An 18,908-nucleotide genomic window follows, 5' to 3' on the forward strand; every position below is an offset into this window, starting at 1 on the left:
GGCGTCGCGCATCGCGCGTGTGATCCAACCATGGAGAGCCGACATGGCCATCCCGGCTAAAGGCTCCGTGCCGCCAGATCCCGTCCTCGTCATTTTCAACCGTTTCGGGCTTGGAGCCCGCCCGGGCGACCGCGACAGAATGGCCGGCGATCCGCGCGGCTATCTCAAGGCGGAACTTCGGCAGCCCGACATCGCCATGATCGCCTATGACGATCCGGCCTATGCCGATCTCCTGGGCAGCACGCCGGCGATCCAGGCCAGCATGGCGGCCGGTTTCCAGCGCAAGCTCGACAGAGGCCTGGCGAAGGCAGCCGCGCAGCCAGCGAAGGCGAAGGCCCCGGCAGCGACGGGTGCCGCCGCGCCCATATCGACTGCTCCGGCCATGCCGAGCGCGGCCATGAAGGCGAGCGCGCCGGCCGGCTCGCCGCAGGCGGTACCCGCCAAGCCAACCCCGGCGACACCACCTGTTGAAGCCACCCTGTACCGGGCCGAAGCCCAGGCCCGTTTCGACAAGGCCTTGCGGGCGGAGGTCGGCTTCGTCGAGCGGCTCGTCTATTTCTGGTCGAACCATTTCTGCGTCTCCGTGGCCAAGGACAACATCGTGCGCGCCAGCGCCGGCGCCTTCGAACGCGAAGCCATCCGGCCCTTCGTGCTCGGGCGCTTCGCCGACATGCTGATAGCGGTGGAGCGGCATCCGGCCATGCTGTTCTATCTCGACAACCAGCAATCGATCGGGCCGGACTCCCGCGCCGGCAAGAACCGGCAGCGCGGCCTCAACGAGAACCTCGCCCGCGAAATCCTAGAACTGCATACGCTCGGCGTCGGCAGCGGCTACACCCAGGCCGACGTCACCAGCTTCGCGCGTATCCTGACCGGTTGGACGATGGCCGGGCGGGAAGGACGGCTGGGCGAACCGGGCAGTTCCGTCTTCAACGCCAACGCCCATGAACCGGGCGACGCGGTGCTGCTCGGCAAGACCTATCCGGCCGGCGGCGTGGGCCAGGCGGAGGCCGCGCTCAACGACATCGCCATTCATCCGGCGACCGCGCAACACATCGCCACGCAACTCGCCCGCCATTTTATTTCGGACGATCCGCCGGCGGCGGCGGTCGCGCGTCTCGCCAAGGTGTTCCTCAAGAACGACGGCAATCTGAGGGCGCTGGCGGCGGCGCTCATCGACATGCCGGAGGCATGGTCGACGCCCCTGGCCAAGATGCGCTCGCCCTTCGATTATGTCGCCGCCATCAAGCGGGCGGGCGGCCCGGGACCGAACGATCCCGGCCAGTCGCTCAACTGGCTGAACGCGCTGGGCGAGCCGCTCTGGCAGCCGCCGGGACCGAACGGCTTTTCCGACCAGGGGGACAGTTGGGCGTCGGCGGAAGGCATGAAAACCCGCCTCGACATCGCCTGGCAGGCTGCCCGGCAAGTGAAGGATATCGGCAACCCCAACGACATGCTCGACGCGGTCATCGGGCCTTCCGCCTCGCCGGAGACGCGTCAGGCGGTCGGCCGCGCCGAGTCCAAGCAGCAAGGCCTGGCGCTGCTGCTGATGGCGCCCGAATTCCAGCGACGATAGTTCGAGCGGACAGGTCCGGCGCCCATAACTCCCATGGAGACGAAGTCATGACCTTGCTGTGTGAAACCCCTCACCCTTCCCGCCGTGCCGTGCTGATGACCGGCGGCGCGCTGTTTGCCTGGGCCTATCTGCCGCGCTTCGCCCGGGCCGCCGACAATCGCGACCCGCGCCTGATCGTCATCGTGCTGCGCGGCGCGCTCGACGGCCTGTCGGCGGTCGGCCCGGTCGGCGATCCAGACTATGCCGGCCTGCATGGCGACATTGCGCTCTCGCTCTCCGGCCCGCACGCAGCGCTGCGGCTCGATGGTTTCTTTGCCGTCAATCCGGCGATGCCGGTGTTCGCCCGGCTGTTCAAGGCCAACCAGGCGGCGGTCGTGCACGCTGCCGCGACGGGCTATCGCGAGCGCTCGCATTTCGACGGGCAGGATGTTCTGGAAAGCGGCTTTGCCGGCCCCGGCCATGTCGCCACCGGCTGGCTCAACCGGGCGCTCGAAAGCCTGCCGGCGGGCGACCGCGTGGCAACGCTCGGCGGCCTCGCCGTCGGCCCGTCGACGCCACTGGTGATCCGTGGCGCGGCCCCTGTGCTCGGCTGGGCGCCGCAATCGCTGCCGGCGCCGGCCGGCGACCTCGCGGCGCGCGTTCTCGATCTTTACCAGCATCGCGACCCCGTGCTGGCGGTGGCGCTGCAAAAGGGCCTCGACGCCGACAGGATGGCGCTCGACGAGATGGGCGCCAAGGCAATGAAACCGAGGGGCGGCCTCGACAGCGCCGCTGGCATGCGGCAGGCCGCGCAGGGCGCGGCCAGGCTGATCGCCGCCGATGACGGGCCACGCGTCGCGGCACTGGCCTTCGACGGCTGGGACACACATGTCAACGAAGGCGGCGCGACCGGCCGGCTCGCCACCTTGCTCGGCGGCCTCGACGGCGCGTTCGAGGAATTCGAAAAAGGTCTCGGCGAGCGCTGGAAGGATACGGCGATCGTCGCCATCACCGAATTCGGCCGAACGGCGCGGATCAACGGCACGGTCGGCACCGATCACGGCACCGGCACGGTCGTGCTGCTCGCCGGCGGTGCAATCAAGGGCGGCCGCGTCATCGCCGACTGGCCGGGATTGAAGCCGGCGCAACTCTACCAGCAGCGCGACCTTGCGCCGACCAGCGATGTCAGGGCGGTGCTGAAAGGCCTGCTCGCCGACCAGTTCGGACTTTCGGCCGCGGTGCTCGGCGACAAGGTGTTTCCGGACTCGGGAGTGGTGAAGCCGATGATGAACCTGATAGCCTGAACCACGCACGACGCCGCGAAAAATCGCGCCGTCGTCTCGCTCTCCCCGGAGATCAGGCGGCCTCGACCTTGGCGGTTTCCAGGGCTTCGCCGCGTACCAGCCTGGTCACGCCGACGAAGTCGATCTTGCCCGAGCCGAGCACCGGCACATGCGCCACGACGCGCACTTCGGCAGGCACCATCAGGTCCATCGCCCCGTTTGCCTTGGCAAAGGCCAGAAACTCGGCGCGCGTCGCTTTTTCGGCCTCGGTGATGAGCACCAGTTTTTCGCCCTTGCGCGGATCCGGCACGGTCGCGACCGCCGACAGCGACCCTTTCCACAATTCGCCCGCCAACGCTTCCACGGCAGCCAGCGAAATCATCTCGCCGCCGATCTTGGCAAAGCGCTTGGCGCGGCCGCGAATGCTGACGAAGCCGGCATCGTCGATGCTGACGATGTCGCCGGTGTCGTGCCAACCGTCCCGCAGCGGTTCGAGCACACCAGGCTTTTCGGCCCTGAGATAGCCGGCCATGACGTTGGGGCCGCGCACGAACAGCCGCCCGCCGCCCTCGACGCCGATCACCGGTTCCAGGCGGTATTCCATGCCGGGCATGATTTTTCCGACCGTGCCCGACTTGTTGTACATCGGCGTGTTGATGGAGATGACCGGCGCCGTCTCGGTAACGCCGTAGCCTTCGAGAATGCGCAGGCCGAACTTCTCCATATAGGTTTCGCGGGTCGAGGCCTTGACCGGCTCGGCGCCGGAAAAGCAGTAGCGCACCGAGCGGAAATCATAGGGATGCGCGGTGCGCGCGTAGCCGCTGAGGAAGGTGTCGGTGCCGAAGATGATGGTCGCGTTCGAGGCATAAACCAGTTCCGGCACGATGCGGTAATGCAACGGCGACGGGTAGAAATAGACGGGAACGCCTGAAACCAGCGGCAGCACCGTGCCCGCCGTCAGGCCGAACGAATGGAAGATCGGCAGCACGTTGAACACCTTGTCGCCCGAATGGAAATCGATGCGCGAGGCGGCCTGTGCCGCATTGGCCAGGATGTTGCGGTGGGTGAGCACGACCCCCTTCGGCGTGCCTTCGGAACCCGAGGTGAACAGGATCACCGCCGGGTCCGTGGCCTTGCGGGCAACCCTGGGCGTGGCCTTGCGCAACAGGCCAAGCAGCTTGTCCTTGAGGCCGATGGTTGCGCGCAGATCGTCGAGCCAGACGATGTTGACCGACCGGCCAACCTCCTCGATGATTGCGCCGAGCTTGGCCTGCTCGACAAAGGCTCGCGAGGTCAAAATGGTGCTTACCCGCGCCGCCTTGCAGGCGGACAGAATGTTGGCGGCACCGGCGGTGAAATTGATCATCGCCGGGACCTTACCGGCGGACATGACGCCGAGCAGAGCGGCACAGGCGCCATTGGCGTTGGGCAGCATGATGCCGAGCGTGTCCTGTCCGGCATAGAGCGTCTCGAATTTCTCGCCAAGCACCGCGGCACCCGTGAGCAGCTTGCCGTAGCTCAGCGAACCCGCGACCGGATCCTGCACGGCGAGCTGCTTCATGCCGCGCTCGTTCGCCGTCTCGATGACCCTTTCGAGCACGGTCTTGTCGATGTGCTGGGTCTGGAAGACGAGATCGGACATCACCTGGTAGAGCGCGGCACCGGCGGCGGCCCTGCGCTTGCGGCCCTTCAGTTCCTCGGCGACCTTGAGCTTGACGGGCGGCAGGATGGTCACCTTGACCTTCGGGAACAGGCGGCGGCGCACGTGCTGCGCCGTCAGCCGCGAGAAGGGGCTTTTCTCCAGCCCCTCGATACGGATCGGCACCACCATCGAGCCGGTCTTGTCGGCCACCATGGCGGCGCCGTCATAGACCTTCATCAGCCCGCCGGTGACGGTGATGCGGCCCTCGGGAAAGATGACCAGCGGATCGCCGTTCTGCACGATCTTGATCAGCGTGCGCGTCGACATCGGCTTGGCCGGATTGAGCGGCAGGGCGCGGGTCAGTTTCAGGAACGGCTTCATCCACCACGCCTGGGCGATCGTGTAGTCGATGGCGAAGACCGGCTCCTCATCGGTCAGCGTCAACGCCAGCGGTCCGTCGAGAAAGCTGACATGGTTGAGCGCCAGGATGGGCGCCGGACCAGCCGCCTTGAGGTTGTCCAGGCCTTCCACTTCCAGCCGATGGAAGGCGCGGAAGAGGATGGAGACGAAGTCGCGGAAGGCGTTGGTCGGCAGATATTTCAGCATCAGCCAGGCGGCCACGGCATTGAAGGCGGCAAGCCCGAACAGCACGGTGGCGATGGAGACGCCCGCCGCCTGGATGGCTGCGACAAGGATGCCGCCCAACGTCATGAAGCCGGCATTGACGATGCTGACCGCGGCGACGACGCGCGCGCGGCGCGCCTCGGGCGACCAGGCCTGCACGGCGGCGAAGGTCGGCACCACCAGGAAGGCGCTGGAAATGGCCATGCCGGCAAGGTCGATCGCAACACGGATCGTGTTTGGCCCGGCGAAGAAGAGGCCAAGTGTTTCGGCCTTGGGCGAGGGCTGCATGCTCCAGATCGTCCATGCAAGGTGCAGGCCGAACAGCGCCAGCAGTGCCGTGCCGACCGGCGCGGGAAGGAGCACCATGCGGCCCTGGGACATCCAGGCGGCGATCCCCGAGCCGATGGCGATGGAAACGGCGAACACCGCGAGATAGGCGGTGACCGCGATCTCGTTGCCGCCAAGCTGATCCTTGATGAGCGTGGGCAGGATCGAAAGAACGATGGCGCCGATCAGCCAGAACCACGAGGTCATCAATCCGGCGCGCCAGATGCGCGTGTCGGTGCGCAATTCACTGACCTGGCGCCATGTCGAGCGGAAGATATTCCAGTCGATGACAAGGTTCGGCGCGGCCGAACCGGTCGAGGGGATATAGCGGCTGACGAACCAGCAGCCGACCGCCAGGATCATCATCATCGGGCCGAAGACGGCGACACCAATGCCGTCAGCGGAGACGACACCGCCCACGATCGTGCCGCCAAGGATGGCGGCGAAGGTCGCCGATTCGATCCAGGCGTTGGCGCGGGGCAATTCCTTGCCCTCGAGATGATCGGGCAGGATGCCGTATTTGATCGGCCCGAACAGTGCCGAGATGACGCCGAACATCAACAGCGCGGTCATCAGCACGGGAATGGAGGACAGCGCGATGCCGACGACCGCGACGGCAGCGGCGCCGATCTCGGCGAATTTCAGCCGGCGGGCGATGAGCGCCTTGTCGAAGCGATCGGCGATTTCACCGCCGAGCGCCGACAGCAACAGGAAAGGAGCCATGAACACGGCTCCGGCCAAGGTGACCAGCGAGGCCGCCTGACCGGCGGCGAGCGTGAAAAGGATCAGGAACACCAGCGTGTTCTTGAGGAAATTGTCGTTGAAAGCAGACAGGAACTGCGTCCAGAAAAGGGGTGCAAAACGTCGCGACAGCATCAGATGCGTGGTCATGGCGATTTCCATTGGCGAGACCCATTCGGCAATATGCCTTTGGCCTCGCGGTTGCGCGCACTGTTTCAATCCCGGTGATAACAGTGAGCTGGTTAAACTTCCTTGCTGCGTCTTGTCGTCTTCAATGATGGCGGCGGCGGATCCTCCAGTCGTCCCATGACATGGATGACCGCACCATGAACGGTGTTCATTTCTGCAGCATATCATTTCATGAACAATGTTCAAGGCAAAAATGAACGATGTTCATGACTTTTTCAGGGGATCCTCCGAACCGGGAATACGCCCTTGCCACCCCTTTGCGGCCGTTTGGAAAGACGCGCCGACCAAGCAGCACCATTGGGGCCGACTGATGACGCTTCCGTCGTTCGACAAGCTTGCGGATGCAAGCCCAAGGGCGGCCCAGTATCGCGGAATTAACGTTAAATTCACTATGTGTTTGTTCTGGCGGTGCAATTAATCGAAGAGTTTCCCAAAATTATGCTGAGTCCTATCCATGAGAAAACCTTTAGCTCAGCTTCAGAAGCTTTTGCGGCTGCTATGCCATCCGTTGATGCTGGTTGTGGTCAGCCTTGCCGGCATTCTCGCCGCCGGCAGGGTCGAGCATGAATGGCTGTCGGTGCCGTTCTCGCTGGCGCTGGTGGCGGTCGTCGCGGGCACCCTGTTCCTGGCCACATCGCGACTCGCCTTTTCCGCCTACCTCGCCTGGATGATCGTCGGCGTGCTGACGCTGATTTCAGCGATCAAGTTCCGCATGAAGGGCTTTTCGCTGCACTTCTACGACACCGTCTTCGTCTCCAGGGATCCGGAAGTGTATCGCTTCATCGTCGGCTCCTATCTCCATCTCATCCTGCCGGTTGTCATGGCACTGGCGCTTGGCATCGCCGCTGCGATCCTGATCTTTCGCGCCGACCGGAAGCTTGGCTGGCCCGTATCGGTGCGCGCCGTGGTTCTGGCTGTGCTGGTCACCCTGGTGCCCCTGACCTTTCCAGCCGAGGCGTCGAAGGACCGTTATTTCTACTATATGCAAGGCCGGCACATGTCGGCCTTCTTTGTCTCGCTAATGGATCTGCGCAATCTGGTCGTCGAGCCGGCTTTCGAGCAGCGACTGCAGGCCGTCGTGCCGCAGCCGCCCTTCGCCGATACGGTGGACTGCGGTGACCGGGCCACGCTTCCCGACATCTTCTTCGTGCTCAGCGAAAGCCAGTCCGATCCCGCCAACTTCCCCCAGATCGCCAGGGGTGCGGGATTTCTACAGCACTTCGCCCCCAAAGCCGGCGAAGCGCACCCGATGCAGGTCGAAACCTTTGGCGGCGGCACCTGGATCACCAATTTGTCGCTGATGACCGGCCTTTCGGCCACGGATTTCGGCTGGCGAAGCCCTTATCTGACAATCACGCTACAGGACAAGGTCGCCGGCGCGTTGCCGGAGATTCTGGCGCGATGCGGCTACCGTACCGCTGTGATGACGCCGATGGATTTTACCTTCGTCAATGAAGGGCCGTTCCTGAGATCGATCGGCTTCGAGACCATCCTGGACATCAAGGATATCGCCGCGCCGTTCTACCATCTGCGCGACGACTTCTACTATCACGCGGCCGAGGCATTCATCGCAAAGCACCGGCAGGAAGACGCACGGCCATTGTTCCTCGAAATCGAGACCATGTTCCCGCATTCCCCCTATGAGGGGCGGATGGAAGCGGAGTTGAAGGTGGAAGGTGAACCCTTCTCCGACGATTTCCAGGCCGGCGAATATCTGCGCCGCATGGCGATCGCACGCGGAGATTTACAAGCGTTCCTGGAACGCCGGGAAGCGGAAGCCGGCGAACGCGGCGCCGTGGTGCTCGAATTTGGCGATCATCAGTCTTCGGCGACAAAGCCGCTCGTCGATGCCATTGCGGGCGAGGACGCGCTGGCAAGACCGGATTCACTTGCCTACCGCACCTTCTACACGCTCTCGACCTTCAATCATCCGCTTCGCCATCCAATGCCCGACACGGCGCCGCTCGATGTCGCTTTCCTCAGCGCGAGCCTGCTCGATGCGGCGGGCCTGCCGATGTCGCCCATGATGGCTGATCTCGTGCGGCTGCGCGATCATTGCAGCGGCCGATTCCATGGCTGCCGGGACCGGGCCGCGGTGGATGCGCATCTGCGCAAGCGCGTCGATTCGGGATTGCTGCACCTGTTCCCGCAGGCGGCGCCGCTTCAACGGCTCCAATTGTCTAGAACCAAGGCGGGAATCTCAGGTGACGGGAGATGATCCCAGCGTCGCCACGGTCTTCAGCGCACCGTCGAGCATGTCGCCCTTCTCGTCCTTCAGCGCCGCCTCGCGCAGGCGCCGGATCCAGTCGGCGGCGTCGGGCCTGCCCTTGAGCAGATCCAGCGCCGACAGCACACGGTCGAATTTCGACTGGGCGCGCGCATGCGTGTCGCTGTAGCCCTTGATCAGCCGGCGGCAGTTGAGGATCTCGACGGCAAGCGCATAGTCCTGCGGCACGTGGCTGAGCGCCAAGGAATACCAGCGTTCCATATGCGCCATTTCGACCTCGTGGCGCAGCAGGCGGCGGCGCCAGCGGCGCAGGCCGCCGATGAACCACAGAGCGGCAAAGCCGACAAAACTGTCGGTGCGGATGCGGCGGCCACGGTTGATGCGGCGGTCGAGGAAGCCGGCGAGCTTGGGCCGGTTCTCGATATAGCTGCCGAGCCCCGCCGGCAGCGTGCCGCAGAACTCCTCGATGCGCGGATGGAAGTACTCGGTCACCTGCAGGACCGAGCCGTCCTTGACGCCAACCTCCTTGCGCACCCGCCTGTCGCGCGTCGAGCGCGTCTTGAGATCGGCGACGCGGATCATGTCGTCGTAGCACATGGCGTTGGCCAGATGCTTGGCGGCGGCGATGGACAGGGCGTGGCCGTGGCCGGCGCTGTCCATGGCCACGGCCTTGTCCAGCCGGTCGAGATAATCGCGCCCATAGGCGATGTCCTGATAATCGACGACCTTTCTCAGGCCGCGAAGCGCCATGTCGCGCACCGCGATCGGCATCAGATCGATGCGGGCGGCGAGAGCCTGCCATCCCTGCAGCAGATTTTGCGGGCCGCTCACACGCCCGGCACCCAACGCGGATTCGACAATCGCCGGCTCGGCCGGCTTTGGCGAAGGTGCTGCCGCCGCGCCGCGTGCGCGGTCGAAGGCTGCGCCGAAGGCGGCAAGGCTGGCCTTCACGCCACGGCCGCCGGCACTGACCGCCTGTTCGTAGCTTTCGCGTGTGAACGGCAGCGCGTCCGATCCAGCCAGCGCGCCAAGCAGGCTGGCCGAGATCATCGAGCCATTGTCGGCGGCGATCTTTTCCATGTCGAAGGCAATGAAGCGCTTGGAGGCGGCCTCGGCCGTCGCATGCACGTTCGATGACGACGCCCTGCCGTCGCCCGGTTCGATCTTTTCCGACACTGCGGCGATGCGGTGCGAGGAGGTGATCAGCGTGGTGCGATCGGGCGTGACAAAGCCACGGATGATGGCGCGGCCGGCCTCCATCAGTTCCGCCGCGATCAGGATATCAACGTCGCCCTGCGAGGGTGACAGTGCGAAGATCGGCAGGCGGCCGGTGTCGCGGGCCATCTCGATATAATAAATGGTGGCGCCGGTGCGCTGGGCGACGCCGGCGACGGAGGTCGACTGCGCGACATAGCCGTTGCGTTCGGCGACATCGGTGATCCAGTCGGCCAACACGCCGCCGCCCTGGCCGCCGACGGCCAGCACGGCGAGCTTGATCACCGACTCATTGTCAGCGGCACCGGATTTCGGGCGCAGGGGCGAGTTCTGGTCAAGCATCGGCGAACGTCAGACGGCGGCTCTCGCGGCGGCGCTGCATCAGGCTGATTACAGTGCGGCGCGCGCTTTGCAGGAAACGATCCCAACGGCCGGGATTGTGCACGACATCGGCGCGGTAGAAGGAGGGGCAAAGCACCGCGGCGTCCGCCACCTCGCCGCAATTGCCGCAGCCGACGCAGTTCTGGTCGATCGACGCCACCGGATCGTCGCGCAAGGGATCGTCGAGCGATTTCACCGACAGCGACGGGCAGCCGGAGAGCCGCATGCAGGCATGGTCGCCGGTGCAGATGTCCTCGTCGACGCCGAACTTCGGTTTGACGACACGGGTCCCGCCCTTGATCGCCTTGTCGACCAGCGGCTTTTCGCGGCGCTGGCGATTGAGCATGCACTCCGACGAAGCGACGATGACCTTCGGCCCCTTCTCTTCGGTGGTCAGTGCCTCGCGCAACGTGTCCTGCATCTTGCCGACGTCGTAGGTGCGGTCGACATGGCGCAGCCATTTGACGCCCATGCCCTTCACCGCTTCGGTGATGGGGTGCTTGGTCGACTTGGTCTTGTTGCCCGCGCGCGATGACAGGATGTCCTGCCCACCCGTGGCGGCCGAGTAGAAATTATCGACGATGACGATGACGCCGTCATTCTTGTTGAACACCGCGTTGCCGATCGAGGAGGTCAGGCCGTTGTGCCAGAAGCCGCCGTCACCGACGAAGGAGATCGAGCGGCGCTTGGCGTCGGGCGAATTGAACGCCGAGGCCGAGGCCGGCCCGAGCCCGTAGCCCATCGTCGTGGCGCCAAGTTCGAAAGGCGGCATGATCGAGAACAGATGGCAGCCGATGTCGGAGGCGATGTGGTGCTTGCCGAGTTCCTGTTCGACCAGCTTGGTCGCGGCGAAGATCGGCCGCTCCGGACAGCCGATGCAGAAACCGGGCGGTCGTCCTGGAACGACATTGATCAGATCGGCCGTGTCGACGCCGTCGCCGACCTTGTTCGGCGCGCGCACTTCACCGGGCAAGAGATGCGGTGCCTCCGCGCGCAGGAAGGCGCCGATGCCGTCGAGCATGACCTGGCCGGTATATTCGCCGGCCATCGGCAGATGCTCCTTGCCGACCAGACGGGTGCCGCGCCCGGCCTTGTGCAGCATGGCGGCAAAAGCCTGCTCTATATAGTTGGGCTGCCCCTCCTCGACGACCAGCACGGACTGCTTGCCCTCGCAGAAGGCGAGGAATTCGTCATCGATCAGCGGATAAACGGCGTTGAGCACGTAGAGCGGCACATCGGTCTCGCCATAGGTGTCGGCAAGGCCAAGACGCTGCAGCGCGCGGATAACGGAATTGTACATGCCGCCCTGCATGACGATGCCGACCGAACCGTGATCCGAGCCGAAGAACTCATTGATCTTGTGCTTGGCGATGAAATCCACCGCCGCCGGCCAGCGTTTTTGCACCTTCTCCTTCTCGTGCAGGAAGGAGGCGGGCGGCAGCACGATGCGGCCGGTGTCGCGACGTGGTGCGTCCAGTGCATCGGCGACCGTCATTGGTGGGCGCTTGTTATCCTTGGCGATGAAATGGCCGTGCACGTGGCAGCAGCGGATGCGCACCTGCAGCATGACCGGCGTGTTGGAGATTTCCGACAGCTCGAAACCATCCTCCACCGCCTTGACGATGGATGGCAGATTGGGGCGCGGGTCGAGCAGCCAGACCTGGCTCTTCATGGCGAAGGCATGGCTGCGCTCCTGCATGATCGAGGAGCCCTCGCCATAATCCTCGCCGACGATGATCAGCGCACCACCGGTGACGCCACCAGACGCGAGGTTGGCGAGCGCGTCGGAGGCGACATTGGTGCCGACGGTGGACTTGAAGGTCGCGGCACCGCGGATCGGATAGTGCACCGAGGCAGCCAGCATGGCGGTGGCGGTGGCTTCCGAGGCGCTCGCCTCGAAATGCACGCCGAGTTCACCCAGAATGTCCTGCGCGTCGGCCAGCACGTCCATCAGATGGCTGATCGGCGCGCCCTGGTAGCCGCCGACATAGCCGACGCCGCATTGCAGCAGCGCCTTGGTGATGGCGAGGATGCCCTCGCCGGCAAATTCCTCGCCGGCGCCGAGCCTGAGCTTCTCGACTTCCTTGGCAAAAGACCGTTCGGCCATTTTGGCCTCCTTCCGTTGCCGCCCGGCCCCTTATTCGCCCGGGATTGGCGGCGCGTACATCTAGATGTCGTGCTTGCGAATGTTCTTGAGCATCTTCAAAAGTGTGGCGATCAGTGCCGCATATTCCGCATCGTCGATATCGTCGAACATCGCCTCGAAGGCGTCATGCATGGCCGGCCAGGCGCGGGTGAACTCTGCGCGGCCCTCGTCGGTCAGGAACACATGGCGGATGCGGCTGTCGCTCACGCCCTGCTCGCGCCGCACGAAGCCTTGCCCCTCCAGCGTGTCCAGCGTGCGGCTCAGGGTCGACTGTTCGATCACGGTGTAGACCGAGAGGTCGTTGACGGTGACGCCGTCGGTGACCGACAGCACGGCCAGCGTGCGGACCTGCGAAATGGTCAGGCCCTGCTTGCGGAAATCATCACGCAAGGTGGCGTTGTAGCGGCCCATGATGCGGTTCATCAGATAGGGCGCGAACTGCTGCAGGCCGATCTGACCGAGGGTCGAGATGCGCTGGCGTTTTTCGGCGACCTTCTGTTCCATCACAGTTTCCCCGCCAAGAGAAAGCCGGAGCCGCCGCCGAGACCGGCGCCCGGATGGGTCGAGGCGCCGATATGATAGAGGCCCTTGATGCCGGTCTGGTGGTTGCGGCTGGTCTTGAACGGCCGCCACAGGAAGGCCTGGTCGATGGTCGAGGAGCCGCCATAGGGATCGCCGCCGACCAGGTTGATGTTCATCGCCTCGAGATCGGCCGGCGAATAGGCGCGGCGCGCGATCACGCTGTCCTTGAAGCCGTCGATATGGCTGGCGAGGATCGCTTCGGCGCGATCTGCATAGGCCTCGCGCAACGTGTCGGTCCATTGCCCATCAGCCGGTGCCTGCAGCTTGCCGGCGGCGTCGCCCTTGATGTGGCGAGGCGCCTCGGGCAGTTGCAGCCACAGGATCGCCTTGCCTTCCGGGCAGCGCGACGGGTCGAGCGCATGCGGCTGCCCGACACAGATGGTCGGCACTTCCGGCAGCATGCCGCGCGCCGCCTCGTTGCAGGCTTTCGAGACGCCATCGAGCCCCGGCGTCAGATGCAGCAGCGCCACCTTGTCCAGGCCTTCGCCGCGCCAGGACGGCGGCTTGTCGAGAGCGTAATGGATCTGGAAATTGCCTTTGCCGTAGCGGTATTTCCGCGTCGCCTCGACATCGTCCTTCGGAGCATCCTTGCCGAGCAGGCGACCGTAAAGCTGCGTCGGCGTGACCGAGCAGATGACGCTCTTGTTCGCCGTGATGGTTTCGCCAGACGTCAGCCGCACGCCGGTGGCGCGGCCACCGCTCTGGACGACCGCGGCGACATCGGCGCTGGTCTGGATGTCGCCGCCGCGTTCCCGGATCAGGGCCTCGAAGGCGGCAAGAAGGTTCCTCGCGCCGCCCTTGACGATCGGCGCGCCGGCCGCCTCCAGCGCGAAGGCGATCACCTTGGCGATCTGGCCGGAAAAGGCGTCTTCCGGGCCAAGCCCGGCATGCAGCACCCAGGGCGCCCAGAGCGCGCGGACGGTCTCCGATCGGTAGCTGCTTTCGAGCCAACCCCGCGCCGGCACCAGCGCGTCGCCGAGAAAGGCGGCAAGCCCGCGCGGACCACGCCGCCAGGCGTCGCCGGCCAGGAGCTTCGCGGTGGGATAGGACCACAGACTGCCGCCGAGCAGGCCGAACAGCAGGCCGGCATCGCGTTCGATGCCGCCGACATCTTCCGCGTGGCGGTCACCGTCGCCGGCCGCGATCGCGTTGAGCGCGGCGATGTTGGCGGCGCGGTCGGTGGTGAGCACCGCGTGGCTGCCGTCAGGCATGAGCACGCCGGTCGGGGTGCCGGTGTGGCAGAATTCCAGCCCGTGGCGCGCGAGGTCGGCGCCCAGTGCCGCGAAGGCCGGCGAGGTGATGAACAGCACGAAGGTCGTCGCCATCACGTCATGGACGAAGCCCGGCGCGGTGATCTCCTCGGTGCGCATGCAGCCGCCGATGCGGTCGTTGCGTTCGAGGACGAGCACCCTGGCGCCTTTGCCACCAAGCATCGCGGCGCAAACCAGCGCGTTTATGCCGCTGCCGACGATGATGTGGTCGGGGGCGGTCATTGGCGGGTGCTCGCCGTCTCTGGGAGATGGCGTTCGATTGCGTGGGCTGGCGCTCTATGGCGCCCCCCTCTGTCCTGCCGGACATCTCCCCCTCTTGGGGGGAGATCAGCTGTCATCGCGACTTTCGCCACTTGTACACGACGCAGGATTGAGCGGGGTGACGAAGCTGCCAATCTCCCCCCTTGAGGGGGAGATGTCCGGCAGGACAGAGGGGGGTAAGCGCCGGCGCTGCAAGGCTGCCGCTCCCCACCCATCAATCTGACATCGACTGCGACCATGATCTTCTCCCGAAGACCGCTCCCTTATTTCCCCGCCACAAGTGCCAGCGCGCGGATCGGGCTGCCGGTGCCGTGTTCGATCTTGAGCGGCGCCGCGATCAGGATCGCGCCTTTCGGCGGCAACTGGTCGAGATTGCAGAGACTGGCCAGGCCGTAGCGGTTGGCCTTGTGCATCAGCGTGTGCGCCGGGAACGGCGGCTCCATGCCGCCGGCCTTGCCGGCATCGGTGCCGATCGTCTCCGAGCCCCAGCCCTTGATGTCCTTGCTGATCAGGAACTGGATGGCTTCGGCCGTCGGGCCGGGCGTGTGCGGGCCCGTCTCGTTGGCGTTGAGGAACTCGGCTTCCGAGCCATTGCGCTTGTACCAGTCGGTGCGCATCACCACCCACTCGCCGGCGTTGATCGCGCCATGCTTGGCTTCCCATGCCTTGATGTGGTCGACGGTGAGTAGGAAATCGTGATCGGTGGCAGCTTCCTTGGAGCAGTCGATGACATTGACCGGGCCGACAAAATTCTGCGCCGGAATGGTGTCGGTGGCGCCGTCCGGATAATCCTTGCCGCTGATCCAATGTTGCGGCGCATCGAAATGGGTGCCCGAATGCTCGCCGAGCTTAAGCCAGTTCCAGGCCCACCATGGACCGTTCTTGTCGTAGCGGGAGATGTTGTGGATTTCGACCTTCGGCGTGTCTACGGCGAGTTCCGGCGGCAGCTTGATCAGCGGCGTATCGGGCCCGAGCGGCGCCGACAGGTCGACCACCTTGATGGCGCCAGAAAGCAGCTGGCCGGCGACTTCGCCGAGGAGTTTTTGCGTGTCCATGGTCTCTGTTCCCTCTTGTCTGACATGATCAAGGCTCGTCTCGGCCCTTAATATACCTACTAGACGAAAACATATGCATCTGCAATTATCTTTAAGCATAAAGGAAATGGGAACGGGGCGTGAGCGAGTTCGACGCCATCTTTGTCGGGGCGGGCCACAACAGTCTGGCATGCGCCGCGCATTTGGCGCTCAAAGGCTGGAAAACCGGCATTTTCGAGCGCAACGCAACAATTGGCGGCGCGGTGCAAACCCGCGAATTCACCCTTCCCGGCTTCCGTCACGACTTCGGCGCGATGAATCTGAGCCTGTTTGCCGGCTCCGCCTTTCACCGGAAATATGCAAATGAATTGAAAGCGCAGGGACTGGAGTTCGCACCGGTCGCCGATTGTTTCGCCAGCGCCTTTCCGGATGGGCGCTGGTTCGGCGTCAGCAACGATCTGGAAAAGACCGCCGGTCGCATGGCCGCCTTTTCAGCCGCCGACGCCGCGACATGGCGCAGGCTGGTTGCCGCCTTTCCCGGGGAGGCCGAGCACCTGTTCCGACTGCTGGGATCGCCGATGAGCGCCCGCGCGCTTGCAAGCACAGCCTGGAACTTGTGGCGCAAGAAGGGCATCGCCGGCGCACTCGATACCGGGCGCCTGCTTTTGTCGTCGCCGCGCGCATGGCTTGAGGAGAACTTCGAGTCGCCGCATGTTCGGGCAACGCTCGCCACCTGGGGCATGCATCTCGACTTTGCGCCCGACATCGCCGGCGGCGCGGTGTTCCCCTATCTGGAATCGATGGCCAATCAGAGCTTTGGCATGGTGCTGGGCAAGGGTGGCGCCGACGCGATCATCAAGGCGCTGGCCGGCATGGTGACATCGGCCGGCGGCAAGATCGTCACCGGCGCCGACGTCGCCGAGATCACGGTCTCCAGCGGCAAGGCGACGGGCGTGCGGCTCGCATCCGGCGAAACGCATAGCGCCACCAGGGCGGTCATCGCCGGCGTCGCGCCCAAGGCGCTGACCGGCAAGCTGCTGCCAAACGGTTCCGGTGACGCCGGCTTCGACACGGCGATGCGGAAATTCCGGTATGCACCGGGCACGATGATGATCCATCTGGCGCTCGACACTTTGCCCGACTGGCGCGCCGGGGCAGAGCTGCGTCAGTTCGCCTATGTCCATCTAGCGCCATCGCTCGACCAGATGTCGCGCACCTATCAGCAGGCGATGGCAGGCCTGCTGCCGGACGAGTCGGTTCTGGTCGTCGGCCAGCCGACCGCGGTCGATCCGTCGCGGGCGCCCGAGGGCAAGCATGTACTGTGGATACAGGTGCGCATGCTGCCGGCCGAAATCCTGGGCGACGCCGCGGGCAAGATCGCGCCGGCGCACTGGGACCAGGTCAAGGAGGCCTACGCCGAACGCGTGCTCGACATCATCGAAACCTACGCACCCGGCCTGCGTGCGAAAATCCTCGGCCGGGCGGTGTTTTCGCCGATCGATCTCGAACGCGAGAACCCGAACCTCGTGGGCGGCGACCAGGTCTGCGGCAGCCATCATCTGGCACAGAATTTCCTGTTCCGCCCGGCGCGCGGCTATGCCGGCTGGAACACTCCGGTCGGCAATCTGCATCTGACGGGCGCCGCGACATGGCCCGGCGCCGGCACGGGTGCGGCCTCCGGCTTCATGCTCGCGCAACAGCTTGGCGGGAGGTAGGCCCGACGACTTCACAGAGGCGACGAGAGGCAAGCGCTGCTGCCCACGAAGCCTGAATCAATGACCTGACATTGCTGCGCAAAGACAACAAACAACAAGGGGAACGACCATGACAATCAACAGACGCGAATTGCTGGGATACAGTGCCGCGGCACTTGGCGTGGCGGCCGTCGGCCTGCCAAAGATCGCCAACGCCGCAGCCGGCGAGCTGACCATCGCCTACAACGTCAACCTGCCGTCCTGGGATCCGACCACCGGACCCTCGGCGGTCAACCCGACCATCCAGGGTCTCTACCAGTCGGTGTTCGACCAGTTCATACCGCAGAAGCCGGACCTGTCCTTCGCGCCGGGCCTGCTCACCGAATGGGGCTGGAACGACGACCGCACCAAGGTGATGATGACGGTGCGCGAGGGTGTGAAGTGGCATGACGGCTCGCCCTTCACACCGGAAGACGTCGTCTGGTCGCTGCAGCGCGCGGGCGACGAAAAGACCGGCAACCCGATCCAGTTCGTCTGGAAGAACGTCAACAATTTCAAGATCGACGGCAACAAGATCACTGGCGACGTGGTGCAGTTCGACCCGGTCTATTTCAAGTGGATGTCGTTCCTGACCGGCTACATCCTGCCCAAGGCCTATTACGAGAAGGTCGGCGCGGAGGGCTTCGAGAAGGCGCCGATCGGCACCGGTCCCTACATGGTGGAGAAATTCGAGCGCAACGCCTTCCTGCGGCTGAAGGCCAACCCGGACTATTGGGGCGGCAAGCCGGCCTTCGATAATGTGACGATCAAGTTCGTCACCGACGCCGCAAGCCGCGTCGCCGAGATCGAATCCGGCTCCTCGCAGGTGACGCTCGAAATCCCCTATGAGGAATACGATCGACTGATCGCCAAGGACGGACTTGCCGGCTCGATCAAGAACGTGTCCGACATCGGCATGATCTTCTTCAACAACAAGGACGCCATGCTGGACAAGAATGTCCGCCAGGCGGCCGTGATGTCCGTCGACAAGGAGCTGCTGGTCAAGCGGCTGCTGCGCGGCTACGGCCAGCCGATCGATACGCTGGAAACGCCGGAATATGCCGCCTACGACCCGTCGATCAAGGTCGAGCACAATCCGGAAAAGGCCAAGGAATTGCTCAAGGCCTCCGGTTATTCGCCTGAAAAACCGGCCAAGATCACCATCCAGACGACCAAGGGCTTCAAGCCCAAGGACTATGAGATGGTGCAGGCGATCGTCGGCATGTGGCGCAAGGTCGGCATCGAGGCAACCATCGAAGTCTATGAGATCGCCAAACACTATGAGCTGCGCGCCGCGCACAAGCTGGCGCCGGCGGCCTTCTACAACTGGGGCAACGCCATCGGCGACCCGACGACGTCGACCGGTTTCGCCATGTTCGGCCCGTCGCCGCACTCGTCGTGGAAGACCGACGACCTCGATGCCAAGATCGGTCCGCTGTGGGGCGAAAAGGACGAGGCCAAGCGCATCGCCGGCTGGAAGGCGGTCGACAAATACATCGCCGAGCAGGCCTATGTGCTGCCGGTGGTGCAGTTCGCGCAGCCGATCGTGCATGCCAAGGGCGTTAAAGTCGTCCAGCATATTTCCGGTGCACTGCTGCCGGCCTTGATGACGCCGGCCTGATATAGGCCTGGAATTGCCGCGCGCCGTCGCCAATGACGGCGCGCATTTCCATCGGCATACGAGCCCACGGGCTCCT

General features: G+C 64.8%; 11 protein-coding genes. 5 read left to right on the forward strand and 6 right to left on the reverse strand.

Translation table 11 applies throughout. From position 1 onward, the window contains the following. Positions 1 to 43: 43 nt before the first annotated feature. Both LB564_RS07490 and LB564_RS07495 read left to right on the forward strand, forming a co-directional pair. Positions 44 to 1,576, forward strand: coding sequence for a DUF1800 family protein (locus LB564_RS07490; protein ID WP_224536249.1), 1,533 nt, complete (start codon positions 44 to 46; stop codon positions 1,574 to 1,576). Between the two features lie 47 nt (positions 1,577 to 1,623). Next, the gene (locus tag LB564_RS07495; protein WP_224536251.1) at positions 1,624 to 2,859 is read left to right on the forward strand and encodes a DUF1501 domain-containing protein; all 1,236 of its coding nucleotides are present in this window, start codon (positions 1,624 to 1,626) and stop codon (positions 2,857 to 2,859) included. 52 nt (positions 2,860 to 2,911) lie between these two features. On the opposite strand, the gene LB564_RS07500 is transcribed toward LB564_RS07495, so the two are convergent. After that, a complete protein-coding gene (locus tag LB564_RS07500) occupies positions 2,912 to 6,322 on the reverse strand; it encodes an acyl-[ACP]--phospholipid O-acyltransferase (RefSeq protein ID WP_224536254.1) in 3,411 nt (1,136 codons plus the stop codon). Positions 6,323 to 6,815: 493 nt separating this feature from the next. Between LB564_RS07500 and LB564_RS07505 the strand changes: the two genes are divergently transcribed. Continuing rightward, positions 6,816 to 8,579 (forward strand): sulfatase-like hydrolase/transferase, encoded by a 1,764-nt coding sequence (locus LB564_RS07505; RefSeq protein WP_224536256.1) that lies wholly within the window; start codon positions 6,816 to 6,818, stop codon positions 8,577 to 8,579. On the opposite strand, the gene LB564_RS07510 is transcribed toward LB564_RS07505, so the two are convergent. The 5 genes from LB564_RS07510 to LB564_RS07530 all read right to left on the reverse strand — a co-directional run bounded on the left by LB564_RS07510 (position 8,562) and on the right by LB564_RS07530 (position 15,499). Next, a complete protein-coding gene (locus tag LB564_RS07510) occupies positions 8,562 to 10,145 on the reverse strand; it encodes an indolepyruvate oxidoreductase subunit beta family protein (RefSeq protein ID WP_224536257.1) in 1,584 nt (527 codons plus the stop codon). The genes LB564_RS07505 and LB564_RS07510 overlap by 18 nt on opposite strands. After that, the gene (locus LB564_RS07515; protein WP_224536259.1) at positions 10,138 to 12,291 is read right to left on the reverse strand and encodes an indolepyruvate ferredoxin oxidoreductase subunit alpha; all 2,154 of its coding nucleotides are present in this window, start codon (positions 12,289 to 12,291) and stop codon (positions 10,138 to 10,140) included. Before LB564_RS07515 ends, LB564_RS07510 begins: the two co-directional genes overlap by 8 nt. Positions 12,292 to 12,351: 60 nt before the next feature. Further along, a complete protein-coding gene (locus tag LB564_RS07520; RefSeq protein WP_224536261.1) occupies positions 12,352 to 12,834 on the reverse strand; it encodes a MarR family winged helix-turn-helix transcriptional regulator in 483 nt (160 codons plus the stop codon). Then, on the reverse strand, positions 12,834 to 14,405 hold the full coding sequence (locus LB564_RS07525; RefSeq protein WP_224536263.1) for a phytoene desaturase family protein: 1,572 nt from the start codon (positions 14,403 to 14,405) through the stop codon (positions 12,834 to 12,836). Before LB564_RS07525 ends, LB564_RS07520 begins: the two co-directional genes overlap by 1 nt. A gap of 302 nt (positions 14,406 to 14,707) precedes the next feature. Then, complete coding sequence (locus LB564_RS07530) at positions 14,708 to 15,499, reverse strand: cyclase family protein (RefSeq protein ID WP_224536264.1); 792 nt, start codon at positions 15,497 to 15,499, stop codon at positions 14,708 to 14,710. Between the two features lie 119 nt (positions 15,500 to 15,618). Between LB564_RS07530 and LB564_RS07535 the strand changes: the two genes are divergently transcribed. Both LB564_RS07535 and LB564_RS07540 read left to right on the forward strand, forming a co-directional pair. Next, positions 15,619 to 17,193 (forward strand): phytoene desaturase family protein, encoded by a 1,575-nt coding sequence (locus LB564_RS07535; RefSeq protein WP_224536267.1) that lies wholly within the window; start codon positions 15,619 to 15,621, stop codon positions 17,191 to 17,193. Positions 17,194 to 17,302: 109 nt separating this feature from the next. Continuing rightward, positions 17,303 to 18,832, forward strand: coding sequence for an ABC transporter substrate-binding protein (locus tag LB564_RS07540; protein ID WP_224536268.1), 1,530 nt, complete (start codon positions 17,303 to 17,305; stop codon positions 18,830 to 18,832). Positions 18,833 to 18,908 lie beyond the last annotated feature (76 nt).

The sequence above is a fragment of the Mesorhizobium sp. ES1-6 genome, from assembly GCF_020164775.1.
Lineage (GTDB): Bacteria > Pseudomonadota > Alphaproteobacteria > Rhizobiales > Rhizobiaceae > Mesorhizobium.